Consider the following 26,180-nt stretch of genomic DNA (forward strand, 5'->3'; position numbering starts at 1 on the left):
GCGACCGATGGACATCCGCGCCCGGCCGCGAGGATGCGCGCGGGGGCCGATCAGCCGCCCGCGCCGGGAGGTGTCTGGGTCGATTCGCCGAGCTCGTCGACGATGAGCCCCGGCTCGTCGACGGTGCCGTTGCGATAGGCCTGCCGTCCGATGACGTGGGCGGAAAGCGGGGCGGTGGCCATCTGGATCAGGACGACCGGCACGAGGAAGGCAACCACCGGCCACGAGCGCAACGACAGCGCGACGGCGATGCAGATGACGATGAGACCGAGCACCTGCGGTTTGGTCGCCGCGTGCAGACGGGAGGGGACGTCTTTCAGCCGCAGCAAGCCGATCGCGGCGGTCAGACACAGCACCGCGCCGAAGAGGATGAGCACCAGCGCCACGATGTCGACCCAGCCGTCCGCCGGGTAGGCGGAGTCGGTGATCGTCTCGGCGGGGACGAGCAGGGAGAGCATCGCGTTCATCGCTCGAGGTTGTCCCTTCTCGCCACGAACCGGGCGACGGTGATCGACCCGAACACCCCGACGGCGGCGATGATGAGCATGACCGGTAGCGACCGGGTGTGTCCGTTGAGTGCCATCTCCGCCCCGAGGACGCAGAGGATCTCGGTGAGCAGCACGTCGGAGGCCACGACGCGGTCGAGGATCGAGGGCCCGACCACCACACGCCACAGTGTCAGCAACGCCGCGACGGTGAAGACGGCGTAGATCGCGAACAACAGGATCTCGGTCATCGTCCCTCCCGGCTCTGCGCGGGGCGCGCGGCGTCCTTCGTCTTGCGTTCGGCCTCACGGATCTGCTCGACCTGCGCGCGCGATCCGACCGCCCGCACGATCCGGCGCTCCCACACCATCACGCTCTCACGCTGGTGCTCGACGTCGGCGAGGGTCCGCACACCCAGGACGTGCAGGTACATCACCCGGCGGTCGCGGTCGATGTCGATCACCAGGGATCCCGGGATCAGCGACGCCGTGATCGCGGTATGGGTCATGATGAGGTCATCCGCCACCACAGCAGGCACGGCGATGATCGCCGAGGCGGGCACGGGGCGCGGGGAGATGACCTGCCAGGCCACGGTGAGCGAGCCACGGACCAGGGAGGCGAAGAACGTCACGATGAAGATCGCGCCGTACCAGAGGTTGACCCGACCGGAGAGTTCGACCGCCGGGAGCCGGAACACCCGCGTGACGAAGATCGCCATCACCAGACCCGTGAGGAACGCAAGCAGGGTGAACTGACCCCACAACAGCATCCACACCGCGACCAGCCAGAGCAGGAACGGCAGCTGACGCCACGCTCTCACCAGCGCGCTGCGGCGCTCGGTGCGGCGGTCGGCGGGGGTGGAGGTCACGACTCCGACTCCATCTCATCCTGCTCGAGCTGCACGAGGGTCATCGGTTCCAGCAGGGCGGAACCGATGCGGGTGCACACGTCGTAGATGGGCCCCGCGAACACCGTCAGGGCGACGGTGATGGCGACCATCCCCGCCGTCGAGGCGGTCATGATGCGGGGGATGACACGGCGCTCGGTCTGCACGGATGCCTCGGGTGAGGCGTCGAGATAGGAGATACGCGCTTCGGTCTCCGCCGAGTCGTCCTCCTCGCGCCAGAACGACAGGTTCCACGCGCGCATCAGTGCATAGAGGGTCAGCAAACTGGTCAGAATGCCGCCGACCATCATCACCATCATGATCGGCGTACCCACCTCGGCGGCGGCGTCGAACAGCGCGTACTTGCCGATGAATCCCGAGAAGGGTGGCAGACCGCCGAGGTTGATGGCGGGGATGAAGTAGAGGGCGGCGATCAGCGGAGCCCCGCGCATGAGTCCCTTCACCCGCAGGATCGACGTCGACCCGGCCTGACGCTCGACCAGTCCGACCGCCAGGAACAACGTGGTCTGCACCACGATGTGGTGGACCATGTAGTAGATGGTCGCGCCGATGGACAGGGGTGTGGCGATGGCGAGCCCGAAGACCATGTAGCCGATGTGGCTGACGAGGGTGAACGACAGGATGCGTTTGAGTTCGGCCTGGGCGAGTGCGCCGAGGATGCCGACGATCATCGTCGCCAGGGCCGCGATCAACAGCAACAGGTTGAGGTCGTTGTCGAGGAACAGCTGCGCCTCGGTGCGGATCATCGCGTAGACGCCGACCTTGGTCAGCAGGCCCGCGAACACGGCGGTGACCGGGGCGGGCGCGGTCGGGTACGAGTCGGGCAGCCAGAACGACAACGGGAACACCGCCGCCTTGATCGCGAACGCGATCAGCAGCATGAAGTGGAGCACCGTCTGCGTCTCCTGCGGCAACTCGCCCATGCGTTCGGCGATCTGGACCATGTTGACGGTACCGAGTGCACCGTAGATCATCGCGATGGCCGCGAGGAACAGGATCGACGAGACCAGCGAAACGACGATGTAGACCACACCGGTCCGGATGCGCGACTCGGTGCTGCCGAGGGTGATGAGCACGTACGAGGCGACGAGGAGGATCTCGAAGCTGACGTAGAGATTGAACAGGTCGCCGGCGATGAACGCGTTGAAGATCCCAGCCGAGAGGATCAGGTAGGAGGGGTGGAAGATCGACACCGGCGTGTCGTCGTCGCCGTCGGCGGCACCCTGACCGACGGAGAACAGCAGCACAGCGAGCAACACGATGCTGGAGACCACGATCAGCAGCGACGACAACCGGTCGACGTAGAGCACGATGCCGAACGGGATGGGCCACCCTCCGACGGAGACCGCCAGCGGCGACCCGCCGACGTCGACGACGACCAGCAGTACAGCCGCGATGGCGGCCACGACGGTCAGCGTGGTGACCGACACGGCCACCTGCACGCGCCGGTGCTTCCCGGCGATCAGTGCGATCGCGGCGCCGAGCAGGGGCAGGGTCACCAGGAGCGGAACGAGGGCGATCATGCGTCGTCCTCCTTCTTCTCATCGGTGCCGTCGGCCGCGGGGTCGGCGAGACGGGTGCGCGGACGGTCGACGGGCGCGTTGTCCTGCACGCCGGGGAAGTCCCGGCTGTGGACGACGCGGATGGGTGAGGTGACGGTGCCGATGAAGTCGGTGGTGGCGTCGTCGTCCTCGAGCTCGGTTTCGTCGTCCATGACCTCTTCGGTCTCCGCGTCCCGGGCGCGCACGGCGAGGTCGGCCTCGTCGTCCTGCACGGTGTCGGCCTGACCGAGTTGCCACGACCGGTAGATGAGGGCCAGGAGGAACGCGGAGATGGCGAAGGTGATGACGATGGCCGTCAGCATGAGTGCCTGCGGCAACGGGTCGCTCATCTGGTCGGCCTCCCCGGAGCCGTAGAACGGCGCGATCCCGGGCTGCCCGATCACGATCAGCAGAAGCAGGTTGGCGGCGTTGCCCAGGAGGAGGAAGCCGATGAGCACCCGCGTGAGGCTGCGTTCGAGCATCGCGTAGACGCCGCAGGCGAACAGCACCGCCATGATGATGATCAGCACGAGGGAGACGGTCATCGCACGCTCACCGCCTCGCTGCGCTGGGCGGTGGCCTGACGGTCGACCTCGGCGCCGAGGCTACGCAGCACGTCGAGCACCAGACCGACGACGACGAGGTAGACGCCGATGTCGAACAGCGTCGACGTGACGAACTCGATGTGTCCGAGCAGATCGGTTTCGGCCTCGACGAACCACCGCGTCAGCGGCGCCGCGTCGAACAGCAGCGGGACGATCGCGCAGGCGACGGCGATCGTCATGCCCACACCCAGCAGACGGCCGGCGTCGGCCGGGGCCGCGGCACCCAGTTCGTAGCGCCCCCCGGCGACATAGCGCATCACCAGTGCCATACCGGCGACCAGCCCGCCGGCGAACCCGCCGCCGGGGAGGTTGTGGCCGGCGAAGAGCAGGTAGAGCGAAACGACGATGATGGTGTGGAAGAGGATACGCACGACGACTTCGAGCATCATCGAGCGGTTCTCCGCCTGCACCCGGGTGCCGCCCAGCAGCCACGCGAGACGGCGACCTTCAGAGCTGTCGGTGCGGGGCTTGATCCCCTCGTCGGTCTCGATGAGCGGCTGGCGTCGCGCGTCCAGGCGCGGCAGCGGCGCCGTGAACTCCGAGAGCGTGTCGGAGCGGTGGGTGACGAAAACGAGCGATGCCACGCCCGTGGCGGCGAGCACCAGCACCGACAGCTCACCCATCGTGTCCCACCCGCGGATGTCGACCAGAGCGACGTTGACGACGTTCTTGCCGTGGCCGATGCCGTAGGCGAGGTCGGGCCATTCGCGGGAGATCGGCTCGAACGTGCGGGAGGCGGTCGCCACGATCGCGACGGCCGCCATCGTCACACCGACCGCCGCTCCCAGCACGGCCCGGGCGATCGGTCGCACGGAGGCGTTGTGCTGCCCGAGGCGCGAGGGGATGCGGCGCAGCACGAGCGCGAACGCCACGAGCGTCACGGTCTCGACGAGGATCTGCGTCAGGGCCAGGTCGGGCGCGCCGCTGGAGGCGAACAGGAGGACCATGCCGAAGCCGGTGACCGACACGAGCACGACGCCGGTGAAGCGTTTGCGGGCGCGCACGGCGATGAGGCCGGCGATGATCATGATCGGCGCGACCATCACCTGCATCGGTGTCTGGAACGCCGCCAGCTCGGCCTGCCACTCGGCCCCCGAGAACAGGGCCACCGACTCGCCGACGACGAACACGATGAAGATCGTGCCCACGTAGATCGGCAGCGAACCGCGCTGGGTGAGGCTGGTGACCTGCACGGAGAGGCGGGCGACGCCGCGCAGCGCGGCGTTGTAGACGTCGGGTGCGCCGAAGGGGAGCATCCGCGCACCCCACGGGCGTCGTTTGGTGCTCCAGAACACCCAGGCGCCGAGCGCGAGGGTTCCCAGTGAGATGAACAGTGCGGGTTCGAGTCCGTGCCACAGCGCGAGGTGGTAGGTCGATTCCGGCGCCTCGAGACCGGGCGAGGCGAGTGGGGCCGTGTCGGCGTAGGGAGCGAAGACGATGTCCAGGAGCGGGGCGGCGAGACCGGCGGCGAGGGTGAGGAGGGCCAGCATGACGGGTGCCGCGACGAAACCGACGCGGGGACGCGGCCACTCGACCGGATCACGGGTGCCGCCCTCGGGGTCTCGTTTGGTCCAGAACGCGCCCCAGATGAAGCGGATGCCGTACCCGACCGTGAACACCGAACCGAGCGTCACGCCGACCAGGGCGATGATCGCGTACGGCGCTCCCTGGAGGGCCTCGTCCAGCAGGGCGGTCAGTGCCGCCTCCTTGGCCACGAAGCCGAGGGTCGGGATGACGCCGGACATCGATCCGATCGTGATGATGCTCACCGTCGCGAGCACGGGGGTCTGACGCCCCAACCCGCTGATCTCCCGGATGTCGCGGGTGGAGAGCTGGTGGTCGATGATGCCGACCACCAGGAACAGCGCCGACTTGAACAGCGCGTGGGCGAGGACGAGTGCGAGGCCGGCGAGGACTGCGTCGCGCGTGCCGTACCCGAGCACGACGGTCAGGAATCCGAGTTGGCTGACGGTTCCGAACGCGAGGATGCGTTTGAGGTCGGTCTCGCGCAGCGCCTGGAACCCACCCAGGAGCATCGTGAAGACGCCGAGACCGATGACGATCGGTTGCCACACCGGGGAGAACGCGAACACCGGCGCGAACCGGGCGATGAGGTAGATGCCCGCTTTGACCATCGCGGCCGCGTGCAGGTACGCGCTGACCGGCGTGGGTGCGGCCATGGCACCGGGCAGCCAGAAGTGGAAGGGGAAGATCGCCGACTTCGACAGTGCCCCCACCAGCAGCATGACCAGTGCCGCATCCACGATCGGTCCCGTCGGCGCTTCGGCGAGGATCGCCGAGATGCTCGAGGTTCCGGCGTCGACCACCAGCAGCACGACACCGATCAGCATCACCAGACCGCCGAGCGTGGTCACCAACAGCGCCTGCAACGCCGCGCGACGGCTGGCCGCACGGCGGTTGTAATAGCCGATCAGCAGATAGGACAGCACGCTCGTGACCTCCCACAGCATCACGAGCACGACGAGGTCGTCGGTGAGCACCAGGCCGTACATCGCGCCGGCGAAGGCGAGCAGGACGGCGCTGAACTGGCCGAGACCGGCGCCGCCGTCGGCGAAGTACCACCGGCAGTAGAGCATCACCAGCGCGCCGACACCCGTCACGATGAGGGTCATGAGCCACGAGAGGGTGTCCATGCGCATCGACAGGTCGATGCCCAGCGGCGCGATCCATGCGACCGACTCGAACGGGACCTCCCCCGCGGCGACGGCCTGCGTCTGCAGGAGCGCCTGCACGAACGCGATCGTCGGCAGCAACGCCGCGATGAAGAAGGCCCGGGAGCCGAGTCGGTGGACCAGCCAGGGCATCACGAGCGGGACGATCGCGAACGCAGCAAGGAGGACCAGCATGGCGGCCTCCTCGGAGTCGTCAGTCGTGCGGCCTGCGCCGCCGGCTCGGGCGATAGGGGGTCTGGCATCCCAGTCTACCCGGGCCGCCCGCCCCCCGAACGTCGCGCCCTCTAGTCTGGGTGCCGAGGGAGGGGATCCGGGTGGAGCGTGGAGAGCTGCAGGAGGAGGATCCGACGCCGCCCGCCGACGGGTCTTCCGACGGCTGGATGAGGGCGATCGTGCGCGATGCGCGTGCGATCACCGCGAACCAGGTCGCCGTGCGGGGCCTGGTGAGCACCGCGATCGGCGCCCTCGTCCTCCTGCTGCCCGATGCCACGACCACGCTGGTGTCCTTCGTCGTCATCGCGTTGATGTTCGTCGCAGGCGGTATGGACATCTGGTACGCACTGACCGGGAAGCGATGGTTCGGCAGGCGCACGCCGCGGCTCCTGGCCGCGCCTCGTGGCCTGGCGGCGATCGCCTTCGCGGTGGCGATGGTGGCTCTGACGGTCCTCGGCGCGGGGTTCATCACCCTCAGCCTCACCGTCGGCGTGTTCGGGCTCTACCTCGCCGTCCGGGGGGTCATCGCCCTCGTGTCGGCCATCGTCAACCGACGCGAACGCGATTGGGTGCCCGGCCTGGCACGTGGCGGGATCGCGATCCTGCTCGCCGTCCTCGCCTTGACGGTGCCCACCTCAGTGGTCACCGCCTCGATCGTGACCCTCGCCACCGGTGCCATCCTGCTGGGTCTGGTCATGATCGCGTGGGCGTTCCGGGGCCCGTCGGCCCGCTCTGGCCTGGACCCCGCGACCGCCACCGTCCCGGAGGTGGTGTGGGATTGGATCGTCGGCTCCGACATCGGCCGACGGGAGCGGTCCGCGCAGGCCGCGACCCTGTACTTCGAAAAGCCCGGCCGACGGAACAAGCTCGGCACCTGGTGGGTGATGCTGATCCTCTCGGTGGCGATCGCGTCGTTCGCCGTCATCGCCGATTCCACCGCGGTGGTCATCGGGGCGATGCTCGTCGCCCCCCTCATGACGCCCATCCTCGGGCTGGCCGGTGCCATGGTCAACGGCTGGGCGAGACGGGCGGTGCACTCCGCGGTGCTGGTCGGAACGGGGACCGTCGCCTCCGTCGTGCTGGCCTACGGCATCGCCGGCTGGTCGCCGGTGGCGATCTCCTTCGCCACGAACTCACAGATCACCTCGCGCGTCTCCCCCAACACCGTCGATCTGCTCATCGCGATCGCCGCGGGTGCGGCGGGGGCGTTCGCGACCGTCAACTCCCGCGTGGCCAGCGGCATCGCCGGTGTCGCGATCGCCGTCGCGTTGGTGCCTCCGCTGGCCGTCGTGGGCATTTCGCTCAACGGAGGGCGCTTCTCGGATGCGGGCGGGGCGGCGCTGCTGTTCCTGACCAACTTCGTCGCGATCGTGCTCGCCGCGGCCCTTGTCTTCGTCCTGACCGGGTTCGCCCGGCCGTTCGCACTGCGTCACCGTCCGCGCCAGTTGCTGTCGACGGTCGCGCCGGTGGTCGCCGGGGCGGCGATCATCCTCGTTCCGCTGATGACCAACTCCGAGAGTCTGCTGCACTCCGAGACACGGGCCCGCGAAGCATCCGAGACGGTGGAGGAGTGGTTGGGCGAGGACACGGAGTTCGTCATCACCGATGTCACCGTCGCCGAGGACACCGTGGTGGTCGATCTCACCGGCCCCGGCGACACCCCGTCAGCGGAGGATCTGCTCGACGCGCTGCAGGAGGACTTCATCGAACCCATCGGGCTCGAACTGAACGTGACACCGGTGCAGGTCACGCAGCTGGATCCGCCGTCCTGACCCTCAGCCCCGCGGCGGCTCCGCGGTGGTATTCCCTTCGCGGAATTCACAGGTGAACGTGACCACCGGCGGGGGTCGGCCTTCGAGCATCGCCGCGACGACACGCCCCGCGGCGCGTCCCTTCTCCACGGCGGGCTGCACCAGCGTGGTCAGCTCATGTGGTGCCAGACCGTCGACGGCCACCCCGTCGAAACCGGTCACGCTGAGCTCTGCGGGTACCCGGATCCCGAGGTCCTCCGCCGCACGCACCGCACCGGCTGCGAGCAGGTCGCTCTGCGCGATGATCGCGGTCGGGCGCCGTGGCGCCGGCACGGACAGGATCTCGCGGGCCGCGAGGAACCCCTCGTCCATCGAGCTCGCCTCGGCAGCGTAGGCCGGTGCGTCGGGGAAGATGTCCCGCGCGCCGAGCGACCGGTCACGGGTCACGTCGATCTCGATGGTCTCGTCGTCGGCGAGCCACCCGCGTGGGCGCCGGGCCCGCGTGGGCAGAGTGAGCAAGACCACCCGTCGGTGACCGAGGGATTTCACGTGGCTCGCGGCCTGCCGTTGTGCGTCTCGGTTGTCGAGGGTGATGCGCGGGACCCCGTCACCGGCGTCGCCTTCGATCACCACGACCGGGATGCCGCGGGCGGAGACCGCCGCGAGGGACTCGCGCAACATTCCGCTGCATCCGATGAGTACCGCCGCGTCGATGGGAGCGTTTGTGAGCGAAGGACCCGCGCCGGACGGATCGTGGTCGCGCAGCAGCAGCAGACCCGCGCCGAGCGGGGCGACACCGTCGGTGAGGCCGTCCATCATGAGGGTCTTGACGGGATCGAGGAATGCCGCACCGAGGTGTTCCTCGAAGACGACCGCGACGATTCCGCTGCGCCCTCGACGCAACGACGCGGCGCGCGGATCAGGGCCGGCATAGCCGAGCCGTTCGGCGGCGTGGAGCACCTTGGCGCGGGTCGCGTCGGTGACGGGGGTCTTTCCACTGAAGACCACCGACGCGGTCGAAGGAGACACGCCCGCCTCGCGGGCGACGTCGGAGATCGTGGCTCGGCGCGTGCTCATCCTGGGACGATGTTAGCGCGTCCGAGATCGCTCGCCGAATCGTTTCGATACCGATCGATCCGGGGATACGATGGCGGTCATGGATCAGCTCCTGACCCGGGCGCAGTATGTGCGCTGGCGCACCGCGGTGTTCGCGATCTTCCTGGCCAGCGGCCTGAGCATCGCGACGTGGGCCTCCCGGGTCCCCGACATCAAGAGCACCCTCGCGATCGAGAACAGCCAGATCGGTCTGCTGCTGCTCGGCATGGGCGTGGCCTCGATCATCGGCCTGTCGCTGGCGTCGGTGGTCATCGCGCGGTTCGGCACCCGGCGCGGAATGCTCGGCGCGATGCTGGTCTTCGCCGTCGGCGTGGCCCTCATCGGGTTCGGTACCGACGTGTGGGCCTCGTTCCCGGTCGTGGTCCTCGGGCTTGCGCTCTTCGGATTCGGCAACGGCGCCGTGGACGTGATGATGAACGTCGAGGGAGCGGCGATCGAGACGCACTCCGGCAAGACGATCCTCCCGCTGTTCCATGCGTTCTTCTCCTTCGGCACCGTCATCGGCGCGGGACTGGGTGCGCTGGCCGCCGCGCTGGACGTGGATGTCGCCGTTCACGCCCTCGTGATCGCGGCGGTCATCGTCGTGATCGCGGCGACGGCCTTCCTGAACGTGCCGACCCGTGAGGCTGCCGGCGACCCGGTCGGCGAGGCGAAGCCCCGATGGCGGGAGCGGCTCGCGGTGTCGCTGTCGGCCTGGCGGGAGCCGCGCACCTATGCGCTCGGGGTGATCATGCTGGGCATGTCGTTCGCCGAGGGCGGCGCCAACGACTGGCTCGCGCTCGGTGTGAGCGAGGAGCACGGCGGCGGCGCGCCCCTCGGCGCGGCGGCATTGGCCGTCTTCTCGGTCGCGATGACAGTCGTGCGCGTGTTCGGCGGCCCGCTCGTCGACCGTTTCGGTCGGGTGGCCACTCTGCGCGTTCTGTCCGCGACGGCGGCCGTCGGGATACTGCTGTTCATCCTCGCGCCGAACCTTCCGCTGGTGTTCGTCGGAGCCGCGCTGTGGGGGGTGGGCGCGTCGCTCGGTTTCCCGCTCGGGATGTCGGCCGCCGCCGACGACCCCGCCAAAGCCGCCGCCCGAGTGAGCGCGGCGGCCACCATCGGATACGTCGCATTCCTCGCCGGTCCGCCCGCGCTGGGCTTCATCAGCGACCGGATCGGCCTGCTGAACACCCTGTACATCCTCGTCGCGCTCGTCGTGGCCTCCGGGATCGCCTCGAGCGCCGCCCGGCCCATCGCCGGATCGACCGTCGGAGCGGGGCACCCCCACGATCGCGCGGAGGGACCGCGGGGTTAGGCTCTTCGGGTGCGCCTCGTCATCGCCCGCTGCTCGGTCGACTACACCGGTCGACTCAACGCCCACCTCCCCCTCGCGACCCGCCTGCTGGTGCACAAGGGCGACGGCAGCCTGCTGGTGCATTCCGACGGCGGCTCCTACAAGCCGCTGAACTGGATGAGCCCGCCGTGCCGACTCGAGGTCGAAGAGCCGGACGAGGAGTCGGCGAGCGCCGGCGTACTCGAGCATTGGCGCGTCACGCACGCCAAGTCGGGAGACGCCCTCCTCGTGCGCATCTACGAGGTGCTGCACGACACGTCCCACGAGCTCGGTGTCGATCCCGGCTTGCAGAAGGACGGTGTCGAGGCCGACCTGCAGCGCCTGCTCGCCGAGCAGGTCGAGGTGATCGGCGACGACCTCACTCTCGTGCGCCGCGAGTTCCCGACGGCGATCGGTCCCGTCGACCTCCTGCTGCGCGACCCCGCCGGGGGGACGATCGCGGTCGAGGTCAAGCGGCGCGGCGACATCGACGGGGTCGAGCAGCTCACCCGGTACCTCGAGCTGCTGGGCCGAGATCCGCACCTGGCCCCGGTCACCGGGGTGTTCGCGGCGCAGGAGATCAAACCCCAGGCGAAGGTGCTCGCCACCGATCGCGGCATCCGATGCGTCACTCTCGACTACGAGGGCATGAAGGGCATCGAGTCGGGCGCCCCGCGCCTGTTCTGACGCCGCCCGGGCGCGCAGGCCGACGCTCGGTCACGCCCCGGCCCCGTAGGCTGGGAGCATGGCGACGCGCTCCCCCTGGACCTGCATCCTCTGGGATGTCGACGGCACGATCGTAGATGCTTCGGACGGCATCTTGCGACGCCTGACAATCGCCCTCGAGCACTTCGGCAAGCCCAAGCCGACCCGCGCCGAGCTGGTCCACTGGATCGGTCCGCCGATGTACGAATCGTTTCAGACGAACATCGGTATGACCCCGGAGCAGGCCACCGAGGCGGTCGCCTTCTACCGCACGCTCGGCAAGGCCGACGGCTACACCACCGGCGCCAAGCTCTTCCCCGGCGTCGGCGAGCTCATCCGCGAGGCGGAGGCATGCGGCCTCCCGCAGGCCACCGCCAGCTCGAAGCCCGAGAACCAGGTCGTCGCCCTCATGGACCACTTCGACCTCGCCCCTTGCTTCACCGCCACGGTGGGATCGACACCCGACGAGAGAACCCTCGCCACGAAGGCCGACATCGTGGGCGAAGCCCTCCGTCGGCTCTCGGCCGCGGGCGTGGACACGTCCCGCCCCGTCCTGGTCGGAGACCGCCATCACGATGTCGAGGGCGGCGCCGCCCACGACGTCCCGGTGATCTTCGTCGGGTGGGGATTCAGCTGGCCCCACGAGGCCGAGGGTGCACAGGCCTCGGTCGAAACGGTCGATCAGTTGCGCGATCTGTTGCTGGTGAAGGACAGCGATGGATGATGTCGCCGCCGAGGTGATCCGCTGGGTCGTCCCGGCGATCGTCGTCTTCGGCGTCGCGGCGCTCGCTCTCCTCGTGCTGGTGTGGGCGGTGCGGCGCGCCCGCCGCTCCCCCGCGGCACGGCAACGCGCGGAGGAGCAACGGTTGGAGGCGGGCGCGGTCCTCGTGAGGCTCGACGACGCGATCGCCGAGCTCGAACTGGAGGTGGGCCTTTCCGGCGCCCTGTACGGCGGCAACGCTCCGGCATCGCTGCGTCGTGCGAGACTGACCGCCCAACATACCCGGGACGCCGGGTTCGATCTGTACCGCACGATCTCCCTGCCCTCGGCCACGCCGATGGACGTGCGACGGGGCGCCCGGCGCATCCGCGACGAAGCCGAGAAGGCGGCCACGGCCATTCGCCACGCCCGATCCGACCACGTCGAGTGGATGGGGCGCCACGTGACCGCCGGATCCCAGCTCCAGGCGACCCGGAAACGCCTCGACGACCTTCGCGCCATGATGGGCGACCCCGGCCCCCTGCTGGATCAGCTGGCGTCCTCGTTCGCCGAGGACGAGTGGCGCGCGGCTTCCGACGCGGCCACGAACGCCGTGACCGAGGCCGCAGAGGCCCAGGTCAGACTGGATGCGGCGGCCGAAGCGGTCGACGACCCGTCGCGCAGTGCGCTGGGCGACATCGCCGCCGCGGAGCGGGCTCTGCGCCAGGCAGAGGCCGATGCCCGCGCCTTCGAGGAGTCGCACCGCCTCATCACCCAGGCCTCGCACGCCCTGGCCGGCGAGTTCGAGGCGCTCCGCACCGCGATGCGGCAGGCCGTCCTGGCCCGCGGTTCCCTTCCGCCGGACGACGCCGACCGCCTCGCCGAAGACATCCGGGCGATCGAAACCGAGCTGAACACCCTGGAACGGGACGCGGCGCGCCGACCGACCTGGGCGATCGACCGCATCGCCCGGCTGCGCGACCGCCTCGACCTCGCGATGGGCGACGCGCGCACCGCACAACAGCGACTCCGGGGCGCCCGGACCGCACTTCCGGGGACCTTGGCCGCGGCGCGGAACGCCGTGGCGATGGCCGAAGCGGTCGCCACCCACACCCACGGAAGCGCGGACGCACGCTCACGGTTGCGGTCCGCACAGCGCGAGTTGGCCAACGCCCGCTCCTCCGCCGACCCCGTCGCCGCGCTCGACGCCGCCCGCCGGGCCATGCGCGAAGCCGAAGACGCCAAAGCACTGGCCGACTACGAGCGCCTGCACGGCCGGTGACCACCGACCGCTCCAGCCAGGTGCGCCGCTGTCGATAGGGTGAGGGCCATGAGCGATGCCCCGGCGAGAGCACCCCATCCGGTTGTCGTCTTCCTCCGTCGCATCCCCGCCACGCTGACCTTCGTCGCCGCCCTCCTGGTCGTCGGTGTGGTCTGGGGAGGGCTGTGGTCACCGTTCGAGGAGACCGATCTGTTCGATGCTGTCGCCTACGGTCTCCCGGCCTTCGCGGAGGGCCGGTGGTGGACCGTCGTCACCGGCACCTTCTTCGTCAATCAGCCGTGGGTATACGTCTTCACGCTCGGAAGCTTCGCCGGGATGGCCTACCTCGAGTTCCGCCGCGGAAGCCGCGTGGCCCTGCTTTACTACACGATCGGCCAACTCTTCGCCGTCTTCGCCACCGCGCTGGTGCTGTGGCTGGCGGCGATGACGCCGTGGCAGTGGGCGCAGGCGCAGGCGGCGGCACTCGATGTGGGTGCCTCCGGGGGGACCATGGCGTGCATCGCGGCGGCCGTGGGGCTGTTCGCCTCGCCCTGGCGCGTGCGCGCGTGGTTGCTGGTGCTGGCGCTGTCATTCCTCGCGTTGCTGTTCTGGGGGCACATCGCCGACGTCGAGCATCTGCTCGCGGTCCTGTTGATCCTCTTCGTCGACCGCTCGCTGACCATCCAGCGTTCGAGCGTGCGCGAGCAACGGTTCCTGGCGTTCTTCAGCATGGTCGTGATCGGCGCCATCCAGGTGATCGTGCTGCTGGTGCCCACCGACGGGATCTTCGGTCCGACGGAACCGGCGTCGGGCGGTTACATCGATGCCGCGATCGATGTCGTGATCATCGCACTGGTGGCCAACGGGATGCGGCGCGGCCGGCGATGGGCGTGGGTGGTCAGCGTGGTCCTGGCCGCGATAAACGTCCTCACCGGTGCTTTCGTGTTCGCGGTCATCGGCATCTCGAGCGAGGCGGAGCTCGAAGCGGTCATCGACGCCGAGACCGAGCTGTCGATGGCCAGCGCCGTGATGTGGTTGCTCATGCTCGTCTATATCCTGTGGGCGAGGGGCGCCTTCGCGGTTCGCCGCCGCACGCGGCTCGGCAACGACGCAGCCCTCACCGTGGACGAGGTCAAAGAGGTGATCCGCCGCGACGGTGGCGGCACCCTGTCGTGGATGACCACGTGGGATGACATGTCGTACGCACCCGTCGCGGGCGGCGTCGTCGGATTCCAGGTGCGTCGCGGAGTTGCCATCGCCCTGGGCGACCCGCTGGGGCCCGAGGAGCGGCGACCCGAGATGGTGCGCGGATTCATCGAGACGGCCGAGCGCAACGCGCTCACCCCGTGCTTCTTCAGCGCGGGCGAGGCGACGCGGGCGGCGGTCCCGGCGGGATGGCGTTCGCTCGTCGTGGCGGACGACACGATCGTCGACCTCCCGGGGCTGGAGTTCAAGGGCAAAGCCTGGAACTCGGTGCGCTCGTCGATGAACCGCGCCGGACGCGAAGAGATGACCTTCCGGATGAGCCGCTTCACCGACGAACCATGGGGCGTGCAGCAGCAGATCCGGGCGATCTCGGAGATGTGGGTGGGCGACAAGGGTCTTCCGGAGATGGGCTTCACCCTCGGCACGCTCACCGAGGCGCGCGATCCCGAGGTGCGCCTGGCGCTCGCCCTTTCTCCGAGCGGAGACGTGGACGGTTTCCTGTCGTGGCTTCCGGTGTATGGCCCCGGCGGTGCGGTTCGCGGATGGACGCTCGACCTCATGCGTCGCCGAGAGGGCGGTTTCCCCCCGGTGATGGAGTTCCTCATCGGATCCTCGGCGAAATACTTCGCCGAGGAGGGTGCCGAGATCCTGTCCCTGTCCGGGGCGCCGCTGGCGCATGAGGAACCGGCCGATTCCGGCCTCATCGCCGATCTGACCGGAAAGCTGGCCGAGACCCTCGAACCCGTGTACGGGTTCCGGTCGTTGCACCGGTTCAAGCAGAAGTTCAACCCGCGCTACGAGACGATGTACCTGCTCTACCGCGACGAGGGGGATCTCCCTGCAATCGCCGCGGGTCTCACCAAGGCGTTCCTGCCAGACGCGACCCTGCGTCAGTTCGCCGGCGCCGGCTGGGAGCTGGTGCGCGGCGGACACGACTGACGCCCGGTCCGAGCAGGTCGGACCGGGCGACGCCGTCGATCCGCGCGCGAGGCGCGGATCTCAGTCTCAGAGGGGTCGGATGGCCTCTGCCTGCAGGCCCTTGGGGCCCTGGGCGATCTCGAACTCGACCCGCTGGTTTTCTTCGAGGGAGCGATATCCCTTGGACTCGATCGCGGTGTAGTGCGCGAAGACGTCTGCGCCGCCCTCATCAGGAGCGATGAAGCCGAAGCCCTTCTCCGCGTTGAACCACTTGACCGTACCCTGCGTGCTCATTACTTGCCGTTCTTGCTGGTGTCCGCGCACGTTCGGCGCGAATCACGCTCCACGCTACTGGCGAAGGCCCCCCTGTAAACCCCTCCCACCAGACAGTGACACAAACGTTGCCAAATCAGGCCGCCCATAGGCCCCCGCCCTACACTGGCGCCGTCATGTCCGCGCCTCTCGAGCCCTTCGACCCCCGGGGAACCGTCCTCGGTGACGAGGTCTACGCGCGCCTGGGCGAGGCGATCATCGACGGCTCGCTCGCCGCCGGCGAACGTCTGCGCGACCACGACCTCGCCCACCGTCTCGGCGTCTCGCGCACGCCGGTGCGCGAGGCACTCCAGCGACTCGAGCGGGTGGGTCTGGTGGAGGTGGCACCCAACCGCTACACCCGTGTGTCGATCCCCACTCAGAAGAGCCGCGAGGACGTGCGGGAGTTCCTGGTCCTCGCGGCATCCAACGCAGCCCGCTATGCCATCCGACGCGGCACACAAGAGGAGCTCACGATGGCCGTCGAGCTCGCCGACGCGGTGGTCGAGGCGTCTGCCGCCGACGACTACCAAGGCATCGTCGAGACTTCCTCGCGCCTGTTCGCCCATCTGATGTTCACGGCGGGGAACACGACCGTCCTCACCGTCATGAAGGAGGCGCAACCGGCCATCCGGCGCTACACCAGTCAGTGGCGCCCCTTCTTCACCGACCCGACGGAACGAACCGGCAAGTACCGCTCCGTGCGTGATGCTCTGGCCGACCGTGACGATGCACGCGCCGAGCAGGGTGTGCGCGCCGTCTACGGACTCGACTGACCCTCCCCGTCGTGCGCAGTCGGGGCTAGGTTGGAGGACGTGGCTGGACACGTCGGACTGCGGGACCTCGATGACGACGACCTCGACGCCGTCTTCGAGATGATGCGCACGCCCGAAGCGGTCGAGATGGCCGCTTTCACCGCCGCGGATCCCGACGATCGCGAATCCTTCGACGCGTGGATCGCGCGTGAACGGTCGTCACCGGGCGTGCACATGTACGTCGTCACGGAGGACGGCGGCTTCGCCGGCACCGCCGCCGTCTTCGCCGTCGACGGCGAGCGCGAGGTCACCTTTTGGATCGCCCGGAACGCGTGGGGGCGTGGCGTCGCGAGCGAGGCCCTGCGTCTGCTGGTGTCGCAGGAACCGGAGCGTCCGCTGTTCGCGCGTACCGCGGCCACCAACGCCGCATCACTCGCAGTGCTGACCAAGGCCGGCTTCACAGAGGTCTCCCGCACTCTGGCTCTCGCCCCCGCTCTCGGTCGTGAGGTCGAGGAGCTCACCCTCACCCTCGCCCCCGTCCTCGAGTAGGTCGGCCGTGCCCGGGAACACGAAAACCCCCCGGATACCGGGGGGTTTCTCTTGTGCGCGAGGGGGGACTTGAACCCCCACGCCCTTGCGGGCACTGGCACCTGAAGCCAGCGCGTCTACCAATTCCGCCACTCGCGCGAGATGCCCTGGCAGGCCGGGGCACTCAACTTATCGAGAATAACACGACGCGACAGGTGGCTCCGCATCGGGCGACCCGCCACGAGATGGCATCACCATGGCGCATTCAGCGTGTGCAATTAGCATGTACCGAACCGTCTGCCTGCCTGAGGAGCCCCGTGGGACTACTGGACAGCTTCGAGAAGGGTCTCGAACGCGCTGTGAACAGCGCGTTCGCGAAGACCTTCCGCAGCGGAATTCAGCCTGTCGAGATCGCATCGGCGCTGCGCTCCGAACTCGACAAGAACGCCGCCGTCGTCAGCCGGGACCGCATCCTCGCCCCCAACTCCTTCACTGTGCGGCTCTCCCCCGCCGATGAAGAGAAGATGGCGGCAGTCGGTCCCGCACTCCTCGACGAGCTCGACGCGCTGGTCAAGAAGCACGCGCGCGCACAGGGCTACAGTTTCGCGGGCGCCGTGACGATCGATCTGCGCCGCGACGAGTCGGTGTCGACCGGCACCCTCCGCGTGGAATCCGAAACAGCCCAGGGGCAGGTCTCGTGGCGCGCGGTGGTCGACGTCGAAGGAAAGCGACACCCGCTCGCCACCTCCCGCACCGTGATCGGTCGCGGCAGCGACGCCGACATCACGATCTCCGACAGTGGTACCAGCCGCAGGCACGTCGAGATCCTGTGGGACGGCGAGCGGGCCATGGTGCGCGATCTCGGCTCGACGAACGGCACCAAGCTCAACGGCGTGAAGATCGGCGAGGCGGCACTCGCGCCGGATTCGACGATCACCATCGGCCGCACCGATATCGTGTTCCGTGTCGTCGCACACGCGGCACCGTCACGCTCGCCGCGTCCCGTGAGCGACGCGACGCGGGTATTCGACCAGCGCGAGGGGCTGTCGTGAGCGAACTGACCCTGCTGCTCCTGCGCATCGGCTTCCTCGTGCTGATGTGGTTCTTCGTCTTCGCGGTCGTGTACTCACTGCGCGCAGACCTCTTCGGGGTGAAGGTGCGCAAGATGCCGGAGCCGGCAGCAGCCGGCGCGCAGACGAAGGCCCCGACCTCGTCGTCGGAGGCTCCCACGGCCGCGGTGTCCCGCTCGACCGCCCCCGCGAAGTCCGGAGGCATGGCCACCAGAGACACGGTGACCCGCATCGTCATCACCAGCGGGCCGAAGGCCGGTCTCGAGGTCCCCCTCGGCGATGACACCGTCACGATCGGGCGCTCCAGCGAATCGGGCCTCGTGATCCGCGACGACTACACCTCCAGCCACCACGCCCGGCTCATCCAGCGTGGGGAGCAGTGGATGATCCAGGACTTGGACTCCACCAACGGCACGTGGCACGACGGCACCCGCGTCAGCGCCCCCGTTCCGATCAAGGTGGGCGCCCCGATCAAGGTCGGCGCGACGACCTTCGAGCTGCGAAAGTAAGCGTCGAGGACGACACGGATGGTCTTCCAGGGCTCCAGCGCGGCGATCTCCCATACGGGTAAGGTCCGCTCCAACAACCAGGATTCCGGCTACGCCGGCTCCAACCTCTTCGTGGTCGCCGACGGCATGGGCGGCCACGCCGGCGGTGACGTCGCCTCCGCGCTGGTCATCCACCGCCTCGAGCACCTCGACGACGACCCCTTCGCCTCCCCCACCGTCGCCGAGCGGGCGTTGCGCGACGCCATCGCCGACAGCGCCACCGAGCTGATCGACACCGTCGGTCGCCGCCCCGAGCTGGCGGGCATGGGGACCACCGTCAGTGCGCTGCTGATGGTCGACGACCTCGCCGTGATCGCCCACATCGGCGACTCGCGCATCTACCTCTACCGGGACGGTTCCCTCACCCAGATCACCACGGATCACACGTTCGTGCAGCGGCTGGTGGACTCCGGACGCATCACCCCGGAGGAGGCGCGGTACCACCCGCGGCGCTCCGTGCTGATGCGCGTGCTGGGCGACATGGATCCCGATCCCGAGCTCGACACGTTCATCATGCCGACACAGCCCGGCGACCGGTGGCTGTTGTGCTCCGACGGGCTGTCGGGGGTCGTCGACGATGCGCACACCCAGAAGGCCCTCGCCGCGGGCAACGCCCCGGGGCGCACCGCCGACACCCTCCTCAAACAGGCCCTCGACGGGGGCGCCCCCGACAACGTCACGATCGTGCTGGTCGACGTCGGTGGCGCCCACCCCGTCTTCACCGGCACCGCCACCATCGTCGGATCGGCCTCGCACCCGGCCGGCATCGAAGTCCCGGCCGCGCGTCCCGGGCGCACGAGCTGGCTGCACCCGAACCGACAGGCCGCCAACGAACCCACGCACTTCGAACCCGACGCCGACTTCCTCGAGGAACTCATCGAAGAAGACCGACGCCGCGCCCGCCGGCGCCGCGTGGGATGGATCGTCGGGCTGGTGCTGGTCCTGGGGATGCTCGCCACCGCCGGCGTCATGGCCTACCAGTGGACGCAGACCCGCTACTTCATCGGCGCCGACGAGGACACGGTGGTCATCTACCAGGGCATCCAGCAGGACATCGGTCCGATCTCGCTGTCGACACCCTACGAAGACACCGGCATCGCCCTCGACGACCTGCCCTCGTTCACCCGCAGCACCGTCGAACGCACGATCTCGGCCGACTCCCTCGAAGCGGCCGAAGTGATCGTGGACCGGCTGCGCGACACCGCGGAGGCCTACGGATGAGCGCGCCCGCCGACATGACCGACCAGGTGTCCACCGACACCGCGGTCGTGCGCGCGCTGCGCAAGATCCGCGTTCCGCAGACCCGTCGCAACCGCGAACTCGCCCTCATCCTGTTCGCGACCCTCATCAACGGTTCGGCGGTCGCCCTGGTGCAGCTCGGTGCGCTGGGGGCGATCGATTGGTCGTTCCTCATCTACACGGCGGCGATCGCGGTCCTGGTGCTCGCGTTGCACGTGGTGCTGCGGTTCGTCGCACAGTCGGCCGATCCGTTCGTGGTGCCGATCGCGACGCTGCTGACCGGCCTCGGCCTGGCCGAGATCTACCGGATCGACATCGCCAAGGGCGCCGAGGGGTGGGATGCGTTCTCCACCCGACAATTGGCGTGGGCGGCGATCGCCCTGGCCGGCGCCATCGCGCTCGTGCTGATCCTGCGCAACTACCGTGTGCTGTTCCGCTACACGTACGTTTCGGGCTTCGTCGGCCTGCTCCTGCTCGTGCTGCCCTTCATCCCGGGCCTGGGAACCGACGCCAACGCCGATGTCTGGGTCTCACTCGGGTTCGTCTCGTTCCAGCCGGGTGAGTTGGCGAAGATCGCCCTGGCGATCTTCTTCGCCGGCTACCTCGTCCGCACCCGCGAATCCCTCACCTCCACCGGAACCCGCTTCCTGGGTCTGACGTGGCCGCGCGCACGCGAGCTCGGACCGGTGCTGGTCGTGTGGGGGGTCTCGCTCGGGATCATCGTGATGCAGCGCGACCTCGGCACCGGCATCCTCATCTTCGGCATGTTCATCGCGATGCTCTACGTCGCCACCGGCAAGACCAGTTGGGCTCTCATCGGTGTCACCCTGGCCGCGCTGGGGGCCTTCCTCGCCTCGCGCGTGCTCCCGTACGTCGGCGAGCGGTTCACGAACTGGCTCGACGCGTTCAACCCCGACACGATCAACGGTCCGAGCTATCAGCTCGTGCAAGGGATCTTCGGGTTGGCACAGGGTGGTCTGATCGGCACCGGCCTCGGTCAGGGCCGACCCGAGCTCACCCCGGTCGCCGAGAGCGACTACATCCTGCCGAGCCTGGGCGAAGAGCTCGGCCTGGTCGGGGTGTTCGCGATCCTGTGCCTGTACATGGTCTTCATCAGCCGCGGCATCCGCATCGGGCTCGCCGGACAAGACGACTTCGGCAAGCTGCTCGCGACGGGCCTGGCCTTCACGATCGGCCTGCAGGTGTTCATCATGGTCGGCGGCGTCACCCGCGTGATCCCGCTGACGGGTCTGACGACGCCGTTCCTGGCCGCGGGTGGTTCTTCCCTCGTGGCGAACTGGCTGATCGTCGCGCTCCTGCTGCGCATCTCGGATGCGGTGCGCAACAAGCCCCGGGTGGTGATCGGATGACCCGCGAACTGCGCCGTCTGAGCATCGTGTTGCTGGCGATGTTCCTCGCCCTGTTCACGTCGGTGAGCTACATCCAGGTGATCCACGCCGACGCCCTCGCCGAGAATCCGGCCAACACACGGGCTCTGTACGATTCGTACGAGGTCCAGCGCGGATCGATCATCGCCAGCGGCGCCGCGATCGCCTCCTCGGTCCCCTCCGACGACGTCTACAGCTGGCAGCGCGTCTATCAGAACGGCGAGCTCTGGGCTCCGGTGACCGGCTACATCAACCCGGCACTCGGGTCGGCGACCGGTATCGAGCAGGCGATGAACGCCGAGCTGAGCGGCACCGGGAGCACCCAGTTCCTGTCGCGGATCGAGCGGATCATCACCGGCCAGCCCGCCGCCGGGTCGAACGTCGTGTTGTCGCTGGATGCGACGGTGCAACAGGCAGCGTACGACGCGCTGGGTGACCTGACCGGGGCGGTGATCGCGATCGAGCCCGACACCGGACGCATCCTCGCGATGGTCACCAGCCCCGACTACGACCCCAACGCGCTCGCCTCGCACGACACCGCCGACGTGATCGACGTCTACAGCCAGCTCGAGTCCGACCCCACCAAGCCGCTGTCGAACCGCGCGATCGCCGGTGACTTGAACCCTCCGGGGTCGACCTTCAAACTCGTGACGGTCTCGGCCGCCCTGGCCACCGGCGAGTGGACGCCCGACTCCGAACTGCCCAACCCCGGGACCTACACCCTCCCCGGTTCCTCGAGCGTCATCCGCAACGCCACCGGCGGCACGTGCGGGTCCGGCGACACCGTCACCATCGCCGATGCACTGCGTCTGAGCTGCAACATCCCGTTCGCGGAGCTCGCGGTCGAACTGGGCGATCAGACGATCCTCGAAGAGGCCGAGAAGTACGGCTTCAACATGTCTTTCGAGACACCGCTGGTCTCGACCGCGTCGAGCTACCCCCGCGGCCTGGACGACGCGCAGACCGCTCTCACCGGCTTCGGGCAGGGGCAGGTGACGGCCACGCCGTTGCAGATGGCGATGGTCTCGGCGGGTATCGCCAACGACGGCATCGTGATGAACCCGCGGATGGTCGACCGGGTGATCGGGCCCGACCTGTCGGTGCAGCAGAGCTTCGAGGACACCGAGTTCGGGCGGGCCCTCGAGGCGGAACTCGCCGCCGAGCTGGTGGCCATGATGGTCGACAACGTCGAAAACGGCGTGGCGAGCGGTGCAAGAATAGACGGAGTGGATGTGGCCGGTAAGACCGGCACCGCAGAGAACGGGACGGATGACCCGTATACGCTCTGGTTCACAGGATTCGCCCCCGCCGAAGATCCCGAGGTCGCAGTAGCGGTCGTGGTGGAAGACGGTGGCGGACAAGGGCAATCCGGGAGTGGCGACACGATCGCCGCACCCATCGCGAAGAAGGTCATGGAGGCGGTGCTAGGACAATGAGACCGACGCAGGGTGCGACCTTCGGTGGGCGCTACGAACTGGATTCTCGTATCGCGGTCGGCGGTATGGGCGAAGTGTGGGAGGCTACCGACCACGTCATCGGACGTACCGTCGCGATCAAGATCCTCAAGGACGAGTACATGGGGGACCCCGGGTTCCTCGAGCGGTTCCGCGCCGAGGCGCGCCACGCCGCCCTCGTCAACCACGAGGGCATCGCCAGCGTGTTCGACTACGGCGAGGAGAACGGCAGCGCCTTCCTCGTCATGGAGCTCGTCCCCGGCGAAGCCCTGTCGACCATCCTCGAGCGCGACACGTCGCTGTCGACCGACAAGACCCTCGACATCGTCGCGCAGACCTCGGCCGCGCTGCAGGCGGCGCACGCCGCCGGTCTGGTGCACCGTGACATCAAGCCGGGAAACCTGCTGATCACCCCGGACGGCCGGGTCAAGATCACCGACTTCGGCATCGCCCGCATCGCCGACCAGGTGCCGTTGACGGCGACCGGTCAGGTGATGGGGACGGTGCAGTACCTGTCGCCGGAGCAGGCGTCGGGCCACCCCGCATCGCCCGCCACCGACATCTACTCGCTGGGTATCGTCGCGTACGAATCGCTCGCCGGGAAGCGCCCGTTCACGGGTGAGTCGCAGGTGGCCATCGCGATGGCGCAGATCAACGAACAGGCGCCGCCGCTGCCGGCCACCGTCGCGCAGCCCGTGCAGAACTTCGTCACGGCCATGATCGCCAAAAAGCCCGAGGAGCGGCCCGGCTCTGCGGCGACGGTCGCCCGTGCGGCCACCGCGCTTCGTCGCGGCGATCTGGCGGCCGCAGCCGCCGCGGTTCCGGCGATCGCCGCCGGTGAGGTCGGCGACGACGTGACGCAGCTGCTGACCGCCGGGGGCGCGACCGCCGCCGCCACCCAGCTGCTTCCGACCGACACCGCCGCCGCTCCGCTCACCGACGGCGAGGAGGAGGGCAAGAAGAAGCGCAGCCCGTGGACGTGGCCGCTGATCGCCCTGATCATCCTGCTGGCCCTCGTCCTCGGCGGCACGCTGTGGGCGCTTTTCGGGAACCCGCAGCCGGAGCCGACGCCGACCGAAAGCACGTCCTCGGCGACCCCGACGCCCACGCCCACGACGCCGACCCCGACGCCCACCGAAGAGCGCGTCGACGTGAGCTCGCTCGGCCTGACGGGCCAGACCTGCGACGCCGCCCGCGGCATCCTCGAGGAGAACGATCTGGTGGCGGACTGCCAGACCGGAAACTCCGCCGGCACCGCGGAACAGGTCGGCGTGATCTACGAGGTGAACCCCACCGGTCGGGTCGAGCCGGGCACGACCATCACGCTCACCGCCTACGGCGAGCAGGTCGCCATGCCCACACCCACGACGCCGTCGCTGGACACCCAGACCGTCACTCCCGGCGGAACCCTCACCGTCACGTGGGAGGGCTACAGCTGCCCGGCCGGCGAGGGATCACCGAGCGCGTACAACTTCTCGGCGACCAACGGCACCTTCTCCAACGGGGAGTCGACTTCGGCGTTCGGACAGAGCGATCGGAACGCGCAGATCACCGTGCCCAACAACGCCAGCGGCACCGTCATCGTGACATACACCGTCACGTGCAGCGGTGGCGAGGCCGGCCAGCGCCAGTCACCCCAGTCCGGTGAGGCCACGGCGGCCATCCAGCCCGCCCCGACCACCTCGCCGACGCCGTAAGGCCGTCCGTGCGAATGATTCCCGGGACCGAGGTCGACTAGGCTGAGGACGCCACACCGGGGGAGTGAACGTGACTGCTGAACCACGCGTGCTTTCGGGACGCTACCGCGTCGACGAGATCATCGGCCGTGGGGGTATGGCCACCGTCTACCGGGGATACGACCTGACCCTCGGGCGCGACGTCGCGATCAAGATCCTCGATCGCGAGCTCGCCGACGACAACTCGTTCCGCACCCGGTTCCGCCTCGAGGCGCAGGCCGCCTCGAGGATGTCCCACCCGGCGATCGTGCGCGTCTACGACGCCGGCGAAGACACCGAGCGGAACCCGGACGGCTCCACCCGGGCCGTTCCCTTCATCGTGATGGAGCTGGTCAAGGGACGTCTGCTGAAGGATGTCATCGCCGAGGGCCCCGTCCCGGTGGAGGACACCGTTCGCTACGTCGACGGCATCCTCGAAGCCCTCGAGTATTCGCACCGTGCGGGTGTCGTGCATCGCGACATCAAGCCGGGCAACGTGATGATCACCGAAGCCGGCCAGATCAAGGTGATGGACTTCGGGATCGCGCGCGCGGTGTCGGATTCCTCGTCGACGGTCGCCGAAACCACGCAGATCCTCGGGACGGCGGCGTACTTCTCCCCCGAGCAGGCCAAGGGCGATCCGGTCGACGCGCGTGCCGACCTGTACTCCGCCGGCGTGGTGCTCTATGAGATGCTCTCGGGCAAGCAGCCGTTCCGCGGGGAGACCCCGGTGGCGATCGCCTACCAGCACGTCAGTGAGACGCCGGTCGCGCCCAGTGAGATCAACGAGACCGTTCCCCGCTCGCTTGACGCGATCGCGTTGCGCGCGCTGGCGAAGGATCCCTACCAGCGCTACCAGGATGCCGCGAGCTTCCGCGAGGCGCTGGATGCCACCATCGACGGCAAGGCGCCGTCCAAGCGCCAGGTCGGCGCACTCACGAGCGAGCTGTACGGGCCCAACCCGCGTCAGGCCGCGGAGACGGCTCGGTCGCTGCGCCAGTTGAGCACCGACACCACCATGAAGCGCACCCAGCCGGGCCCGCCGATCGCGTGGATCTGGGCGGGTGTGGCCATCGTGGCGGTGCTGCTGATCTCGGTGTTGTTCTGGGCGCTGTCGGTCCGACCGACCACGGATGCGCCGTCCACGGCCCGCGTCGTTCCCGATGTCACGGGCATGACGTTCGAGCGCGCAGAAGAGACACTGGCCGCTCTCGATCTCGTCGCAGCAGAGAAGTCAGAGTCCAGTGCCGACGTGGCCGAAGGCAACGTCATCCGCACCGAGCCCGAAGCCGAGACCTCGGTGAACCCCGGGCAGGAGATCGACGTGTTCGTCTCGACCGGTCAGGAGCTCGCCGAAGTGCCGGTGCTCGAGGGCCTCGGGCAGGATGCGGCGACGCAGGCGCTCGAAGGCGCCGGGCTGGCGCTGGGCACGATCAACCGGACCAACGACCCGGACCTGTCCGAGGGGATCGTCATCGCGGCCGATCAGACCGCCGGGGCGGAGGTCCCCGTCGGCACCACCGTGAACCTGACGGTCGCGAGCGGCCGTGTGGTGATCAACGACGTCACCGGCTACACCGTGGAGGCCGCGACGCGCGAGCTCGAAGCCGTCGGCCTGTCGGTGCTGACCCAGGAAGATCAGTCGTGCCCGGCGTCCGCGCCTCCGGTGGTGCAGACACAATCGCTGGCACCGGGCGAGGTGCCGGTGCACTCGGAGATCACGCTGACGTTCTGTTCCGGCACGGCCTGACCCTCCGG

The 26,180-nt window shown here is 68.9% G+C and carries 23 protein-coding genes and 1 tRNA gene; 15 read left to right on the forward strand and 9 right to left on the reverse strand.

The genetic code is table 11. The features are described from left to right. Positions 1 to 50 precede the first annotated feature (50 nt). From mnhG to ABD204_RS03870, 6 genes are read right to left on the reverse strand one after another with little or no spacing between them, the layout of a single operon-like run. On the reverse strand, positions 51 to 467 hold the full coding sequence (gene mnhG / locus ABD204_RS03845; protein ID WP_194423356.1) for a monovalent cation/H(+) antiporter subunit G: 417 nt from the start codon (positions 465 to 467) through the stop codon (positions 51 to 53). Further along, on the reverse strand, positions 464 to 736 hold the full coding sequence (locus ABD204_RS03850) for an MrpF/PhaF family protein (RefSeq protein ID WP_194423357.1): 273 nt from the start codon (positions 734 to 736) through the stop codon (positions 464 to 466). The genes mnhG and ABD204_RS03850 overlap by 4 nt, the downstream gene beginning before the upstream one ends. Then, positions 733 to 1,353 carry a Na+/H+ antiporter subunit E gene (locus ABD204_RS03855; RefSeq protein WP_194423358.1) on the reverse strand — a complete coding sequence of 207 codons (621 nt, stop codon included), beginning with the start codon at positions 1,351 to 1,353 and terminating at the stop codon, positions 733 to 735. The genes ABD204_RS03850 and ABD204_RS03855 overlap by 4 nt, the downstream gene beginning before the upstream one ends. Further along, positions 1,350 to 2,915 carry a Na+/H+ antiporter subunit D gene (locus ABD204_RS03860; protein ID WP_194423359.1) on the reverse strand — a complete coding sequence of 522 codons (1,566 nt, stop codon included), beginning with the start codon at positions 2,913 to 2,915 and terminating at the stop codon, positions 1,350 to 1,352. Before ABD204_RS03860 ends, ABD204_RS03855 begins: the two co-directional genes overlap by 4 nt. Further along, positions 2,912 to 3,478 carry a Na(+)/H(+) antiporter subunit C gene (locus ABD204_RS03865; RefSeq protein ID WP_194423360.1) on the reverse strand — a complete coding sequence of 189 codons (567 nt, stop codon included), beginning with the start codon at positions 3,476 to 3,478 and terminating at the stop codon, positions 2,912 to 2,914. Before ABD204_RS03865 ends, ABD204_RS03860 begins: the two co-directional genes overlap by 4 nt. Then, complete coding sequence (locus tag ABD204_RS03870) at positions 3,475 to 6,405, reverse strand: Na+/H+ antiporter subunit A (RefSeq protein ID WP_194423361.1); 2,931 nt, start codon at positions 6,403 to 6,405, stop codon at positions 3,475 to 3,477. The genes ABD204_RS03865 and ABD204_RS03870 overlap by 4 nt, the downstream gene beginning before the upstream one ends. Positions 6,406 to 6,545: 140 nt before the next feature. On the opposite strand from ABD204_RS03870, the gene ABD204_RS03875 reads away from it, so the two are divergent. Next, entirely contained in the window at positions 6,546 to 8,216 is a 1,671-nt protein-coding gene (locus ABD204_RS03875) for a DUF389 domain-containing protein (RefSeq protein ID WP_194423362.1), read from the forward strand. A 3-nt stretch (positions 8,217 to 8,219) separates the two neighbouring features. Here ABD204_RS03875 and ABD204_RS03880 read toward each other — a convergent pair whose 3' ends face one another. Next, positions 8,220 to 9,272, reverse strand: a complete 1,053-nt coding sequence (locus ABD204_RS03880; RefSeq protein WP_194423363.1) for a LacI family DNA-binding transcriptional regulator — start codon at positions 9,270 to 9,272, stop codon at positions 8,220 to 8,222. A 79-nt stretch (positions 9,273 to 9,351) separates the two neighbouring features. Here ABD204_RS03880 and ABD204_RS03885 point away from each other — a divergent pair, with 79 nt between their 5' ends. Genes ABD204_RS03885 through ABD204_RS03905 form a run of 5 tightly spaced genes read left to right on the forward strand, consistent with a single transcriptional unit; the run spans position 9,352 to position 15,434 of the window. Then, on the forward strand, positions 9,352 to 10,605 hold the full coding sequence (locus tag ABD204_RS03885) for an MFS transporter (protein ID WP_194423364.1): 1,254 nt from the start codon (positions 9,352 to 9,354) through the stop codon (positions 10,603 to 10,605). A 9-nt stretch (positions 10,606 to 10,614) separates the two neighbouring features. Further along, positions 10,615 to 11,310 carry an endonuclease NucS gene (gene nucS, locus ABD204_RS03890; protein WP_194423365.1) on the forward strand — a complete coding sequence of 232 codons (696 nt, stop codon included), beginning with the start codon at positions 10,615 to 10,617 and terminating at the stop codon, positions 11,308 to 11,310. Positions 11,311 to 11,368: 58 nt separating this feature from the next. Then, the gene (locus ABD204_RS03895) at positions 11,369 to 12,052 is read left to right on the forward strand and encodes an HAD hydrolase-like protein (protein WP_194423366.1); all 684 of its coding nucleotides are present in this window, start codon (positions 11,369 to 11,371) and stop codon (positions 12,050 to 12,052) included. Beyond that, positions 12,045 to 13,310 carry a hypothetical protein gene (locus tag ABD204_RS03900; protein ID WP_194423367.1) on the forward strand — a complete coding sequence of 422 codons (1,266 nt, stop codon included), beginning with the start codon at positions 12,045 to 12,047 and terminating at the stop codon, positions 13,308 to 13,310. Before ABD204_RS03895 ends, ABD204_RS03900 begins: the two co-directional genes overlap by 8 nt. A 48-nt stretch (positions 13,311 to 13,358) precedes the next feature. Continuing rightward, a complete protein-coding gene (locus ABD204_RS03905) occupies positions 13,359 to 15,434 on the forward strand; it encodes a bifunctional lysylphosphatidylglycerol flippase/synthetase MprF (protein WP_194423368.1) in 2,076 nt (691 codons plus the stop codon). 66 nt (positions 15,435 to 15,500) lie between these two features. Here the strand turns inward: ABD204_RS03905 and ABD204_RS03910 are convergent, their stop codons facing one another. Next, positions 15,501 to 15,707, reverse strand: coding sequence for a cold-shock protein (locus tag ABD204_RS03910; protein ID WP_071044236.1), 207 nt, complete (start codon positions 15,705 to 15,707; stop codon positions 15,501 to 15,503). Between the two features lie 155 nt (positions 15,708 to 15,862). Here ABD204_RS03910 and ABD204_RS03915 point away from each other — a divergent pair, with 155 nt between their 5' ends. Then, the gene (locus tag ABD204_RS03915; protein WP_194423369.1) at positions 15,863 to 16,501 is read left to right on the forward strand and encodes a GntR family transcriptional regulator; all 639 of its coding nucleotides are present in this window, start codon (positions 15,863 to 15,865) and stop codon (positions 16,499 to 16,501) included. Positions 16,502 to 16,540: 39 nt separating this feature from the next. Further along, positions 16,541 to 17,029 carry a GNAT family N-acetyltransferase gene (locus ABD204_RS03920; RefSeq protein ID WP_194423370.1) on the forward strand — a complete coding sequence of 163 codons (489 nt, stop codon included), beginning with the start codon at positions 16,541 to 16,543 and terminating at the stop codon, positions 17,027 to 17,029. Between the two features lie 54 nt (positions 17,030 to 17,083). On the opposite strand, the gene ABD204_RS03925 is transcribed toward ABD204_RS03920, so the two are convergent. Beyond that, positions 17,084 to 17,167, reverse strand: a tRNA-Leu gene (locus tag ABD204_RS03925). A 158-nt stretch (positions 17,168 to 17,325) separates the two neighbouring features. Here ABD204_RS03925 and ABD204_RS03930 point away from each other — a divergent pair. The 7 genes from ABD204_RS03930 (at position 17,326) to pknB (ending at position 26,172) form a co-directional block, all read left to right on the forward strand. Then, positions 17,326 to 18,060 carry an FHA domain-containing protein gene (locus tag ABD204_RS03930; protein ID WP_194423371.1) on the forward strand — a complete coding sequence of 245 codons (735 nt, stop codon included), beginning with the start codon at positions 17,326 to 17,328 and terminating at the stop codon, positions 18,058 to 18,060. Next, the gene (locus ABD204_RS03935; RefSeq protein ID WP_194423372.1) at positions 18,057 to 18,587 is read left to right on the forward strand and encodes an FHA domain-containing protein FhaB/FipA; all 531 of its coding nucleotides are present in this window, start codon (positions 18,057 to 18,059) and stop codon (positions 18,585 to 18,587) included. Before ABD204_RS03930 ends, ABD204_RS03935 begins: the two co-directional genes overlap by 4 nt. Before the next feature lie 18 nt (positions 18,588 to 18,605). After that, the gene (locus ABD204_RS03940; RefSeq protein ID WP_194423373.1) at positions 18,606 to 19,847 is read left to right on the forward strand and encodes a PP2C family protein-serine/threonine phosphatase; all 1,242 of its coding nucleotides are present in this window, start codon (positions 18,606 to 18,608) and stop codon (positions 19,845 to 19,847) included. 14 nt (positions 19,848 to 19,861) lie between these two features. Beyond that, complete coding sequence (locus ABD204_RS03945) at positions 19,862 to 21,235, forward strand: FtsW/RodA/SpoVE family cell cycle protein (RefSeq protein ID WP_194424225.1); 1,374 nt, start codon at positions 19,862 to 19,864, stop codon at positions 21,233 to 21,235. Beyond that, complete coding sequence (locus tag ABD204_RS03950; protein WP_194423374.1) at positions 21,232 to 22,689, forward strand: peptidoglycan D,D-transpeptidase FtsI family protein; 1,458 nt, start codon at positions 21,232 to 21,234, stop codon at positions 22,687 to 22,689. The genes ABD204_RS03945 and ABD204_RS03950 overlap by 4 nt, the downstream gene beginning before the upstream one ends. Next, complete coding sequence (locus ABD204_RS03955; protein WP_194423375.1) at positions 22,686 to 24,404, forward strand: serine/threonine-protein kinase; 1,719 nt, start codon at positions 22,686 to 22,688, stop codon at positions 24,402 to 24,404. Before ABD204_RS03950 ends, ABD204_RS03955 begins: the two co-directional genes overlap by 4 nt. 70 nt (positions 24,405 to 24,474) lie before the next feature. After that, on the forward strand, positions 24,475 to 26,172 hold the full coding sequence (gene pknB / locus ABD204_RS03960; RefSeq protein ID WP_194423376.1) for a Stk1 family PASTA domain-containing Ser/Thr kinase: 1,698 nt from the start codon (positions 24,475 to 24,477) through the stop codon (positions 26,170 to 26,172). Positions 26,173 to 26,180: the final 8 nt, after the last annotated feature.

Origin of the sequence: Microbacterium aquimaris, assembly GCF_039531285.1 — a bacterium.
Classification (GTDB): Bacteria; Actinomycetota; Actinomycetes; order Actinomycetales; family Microbacteriaceae; genus Microbacterium; species Microbacterium aquimaris.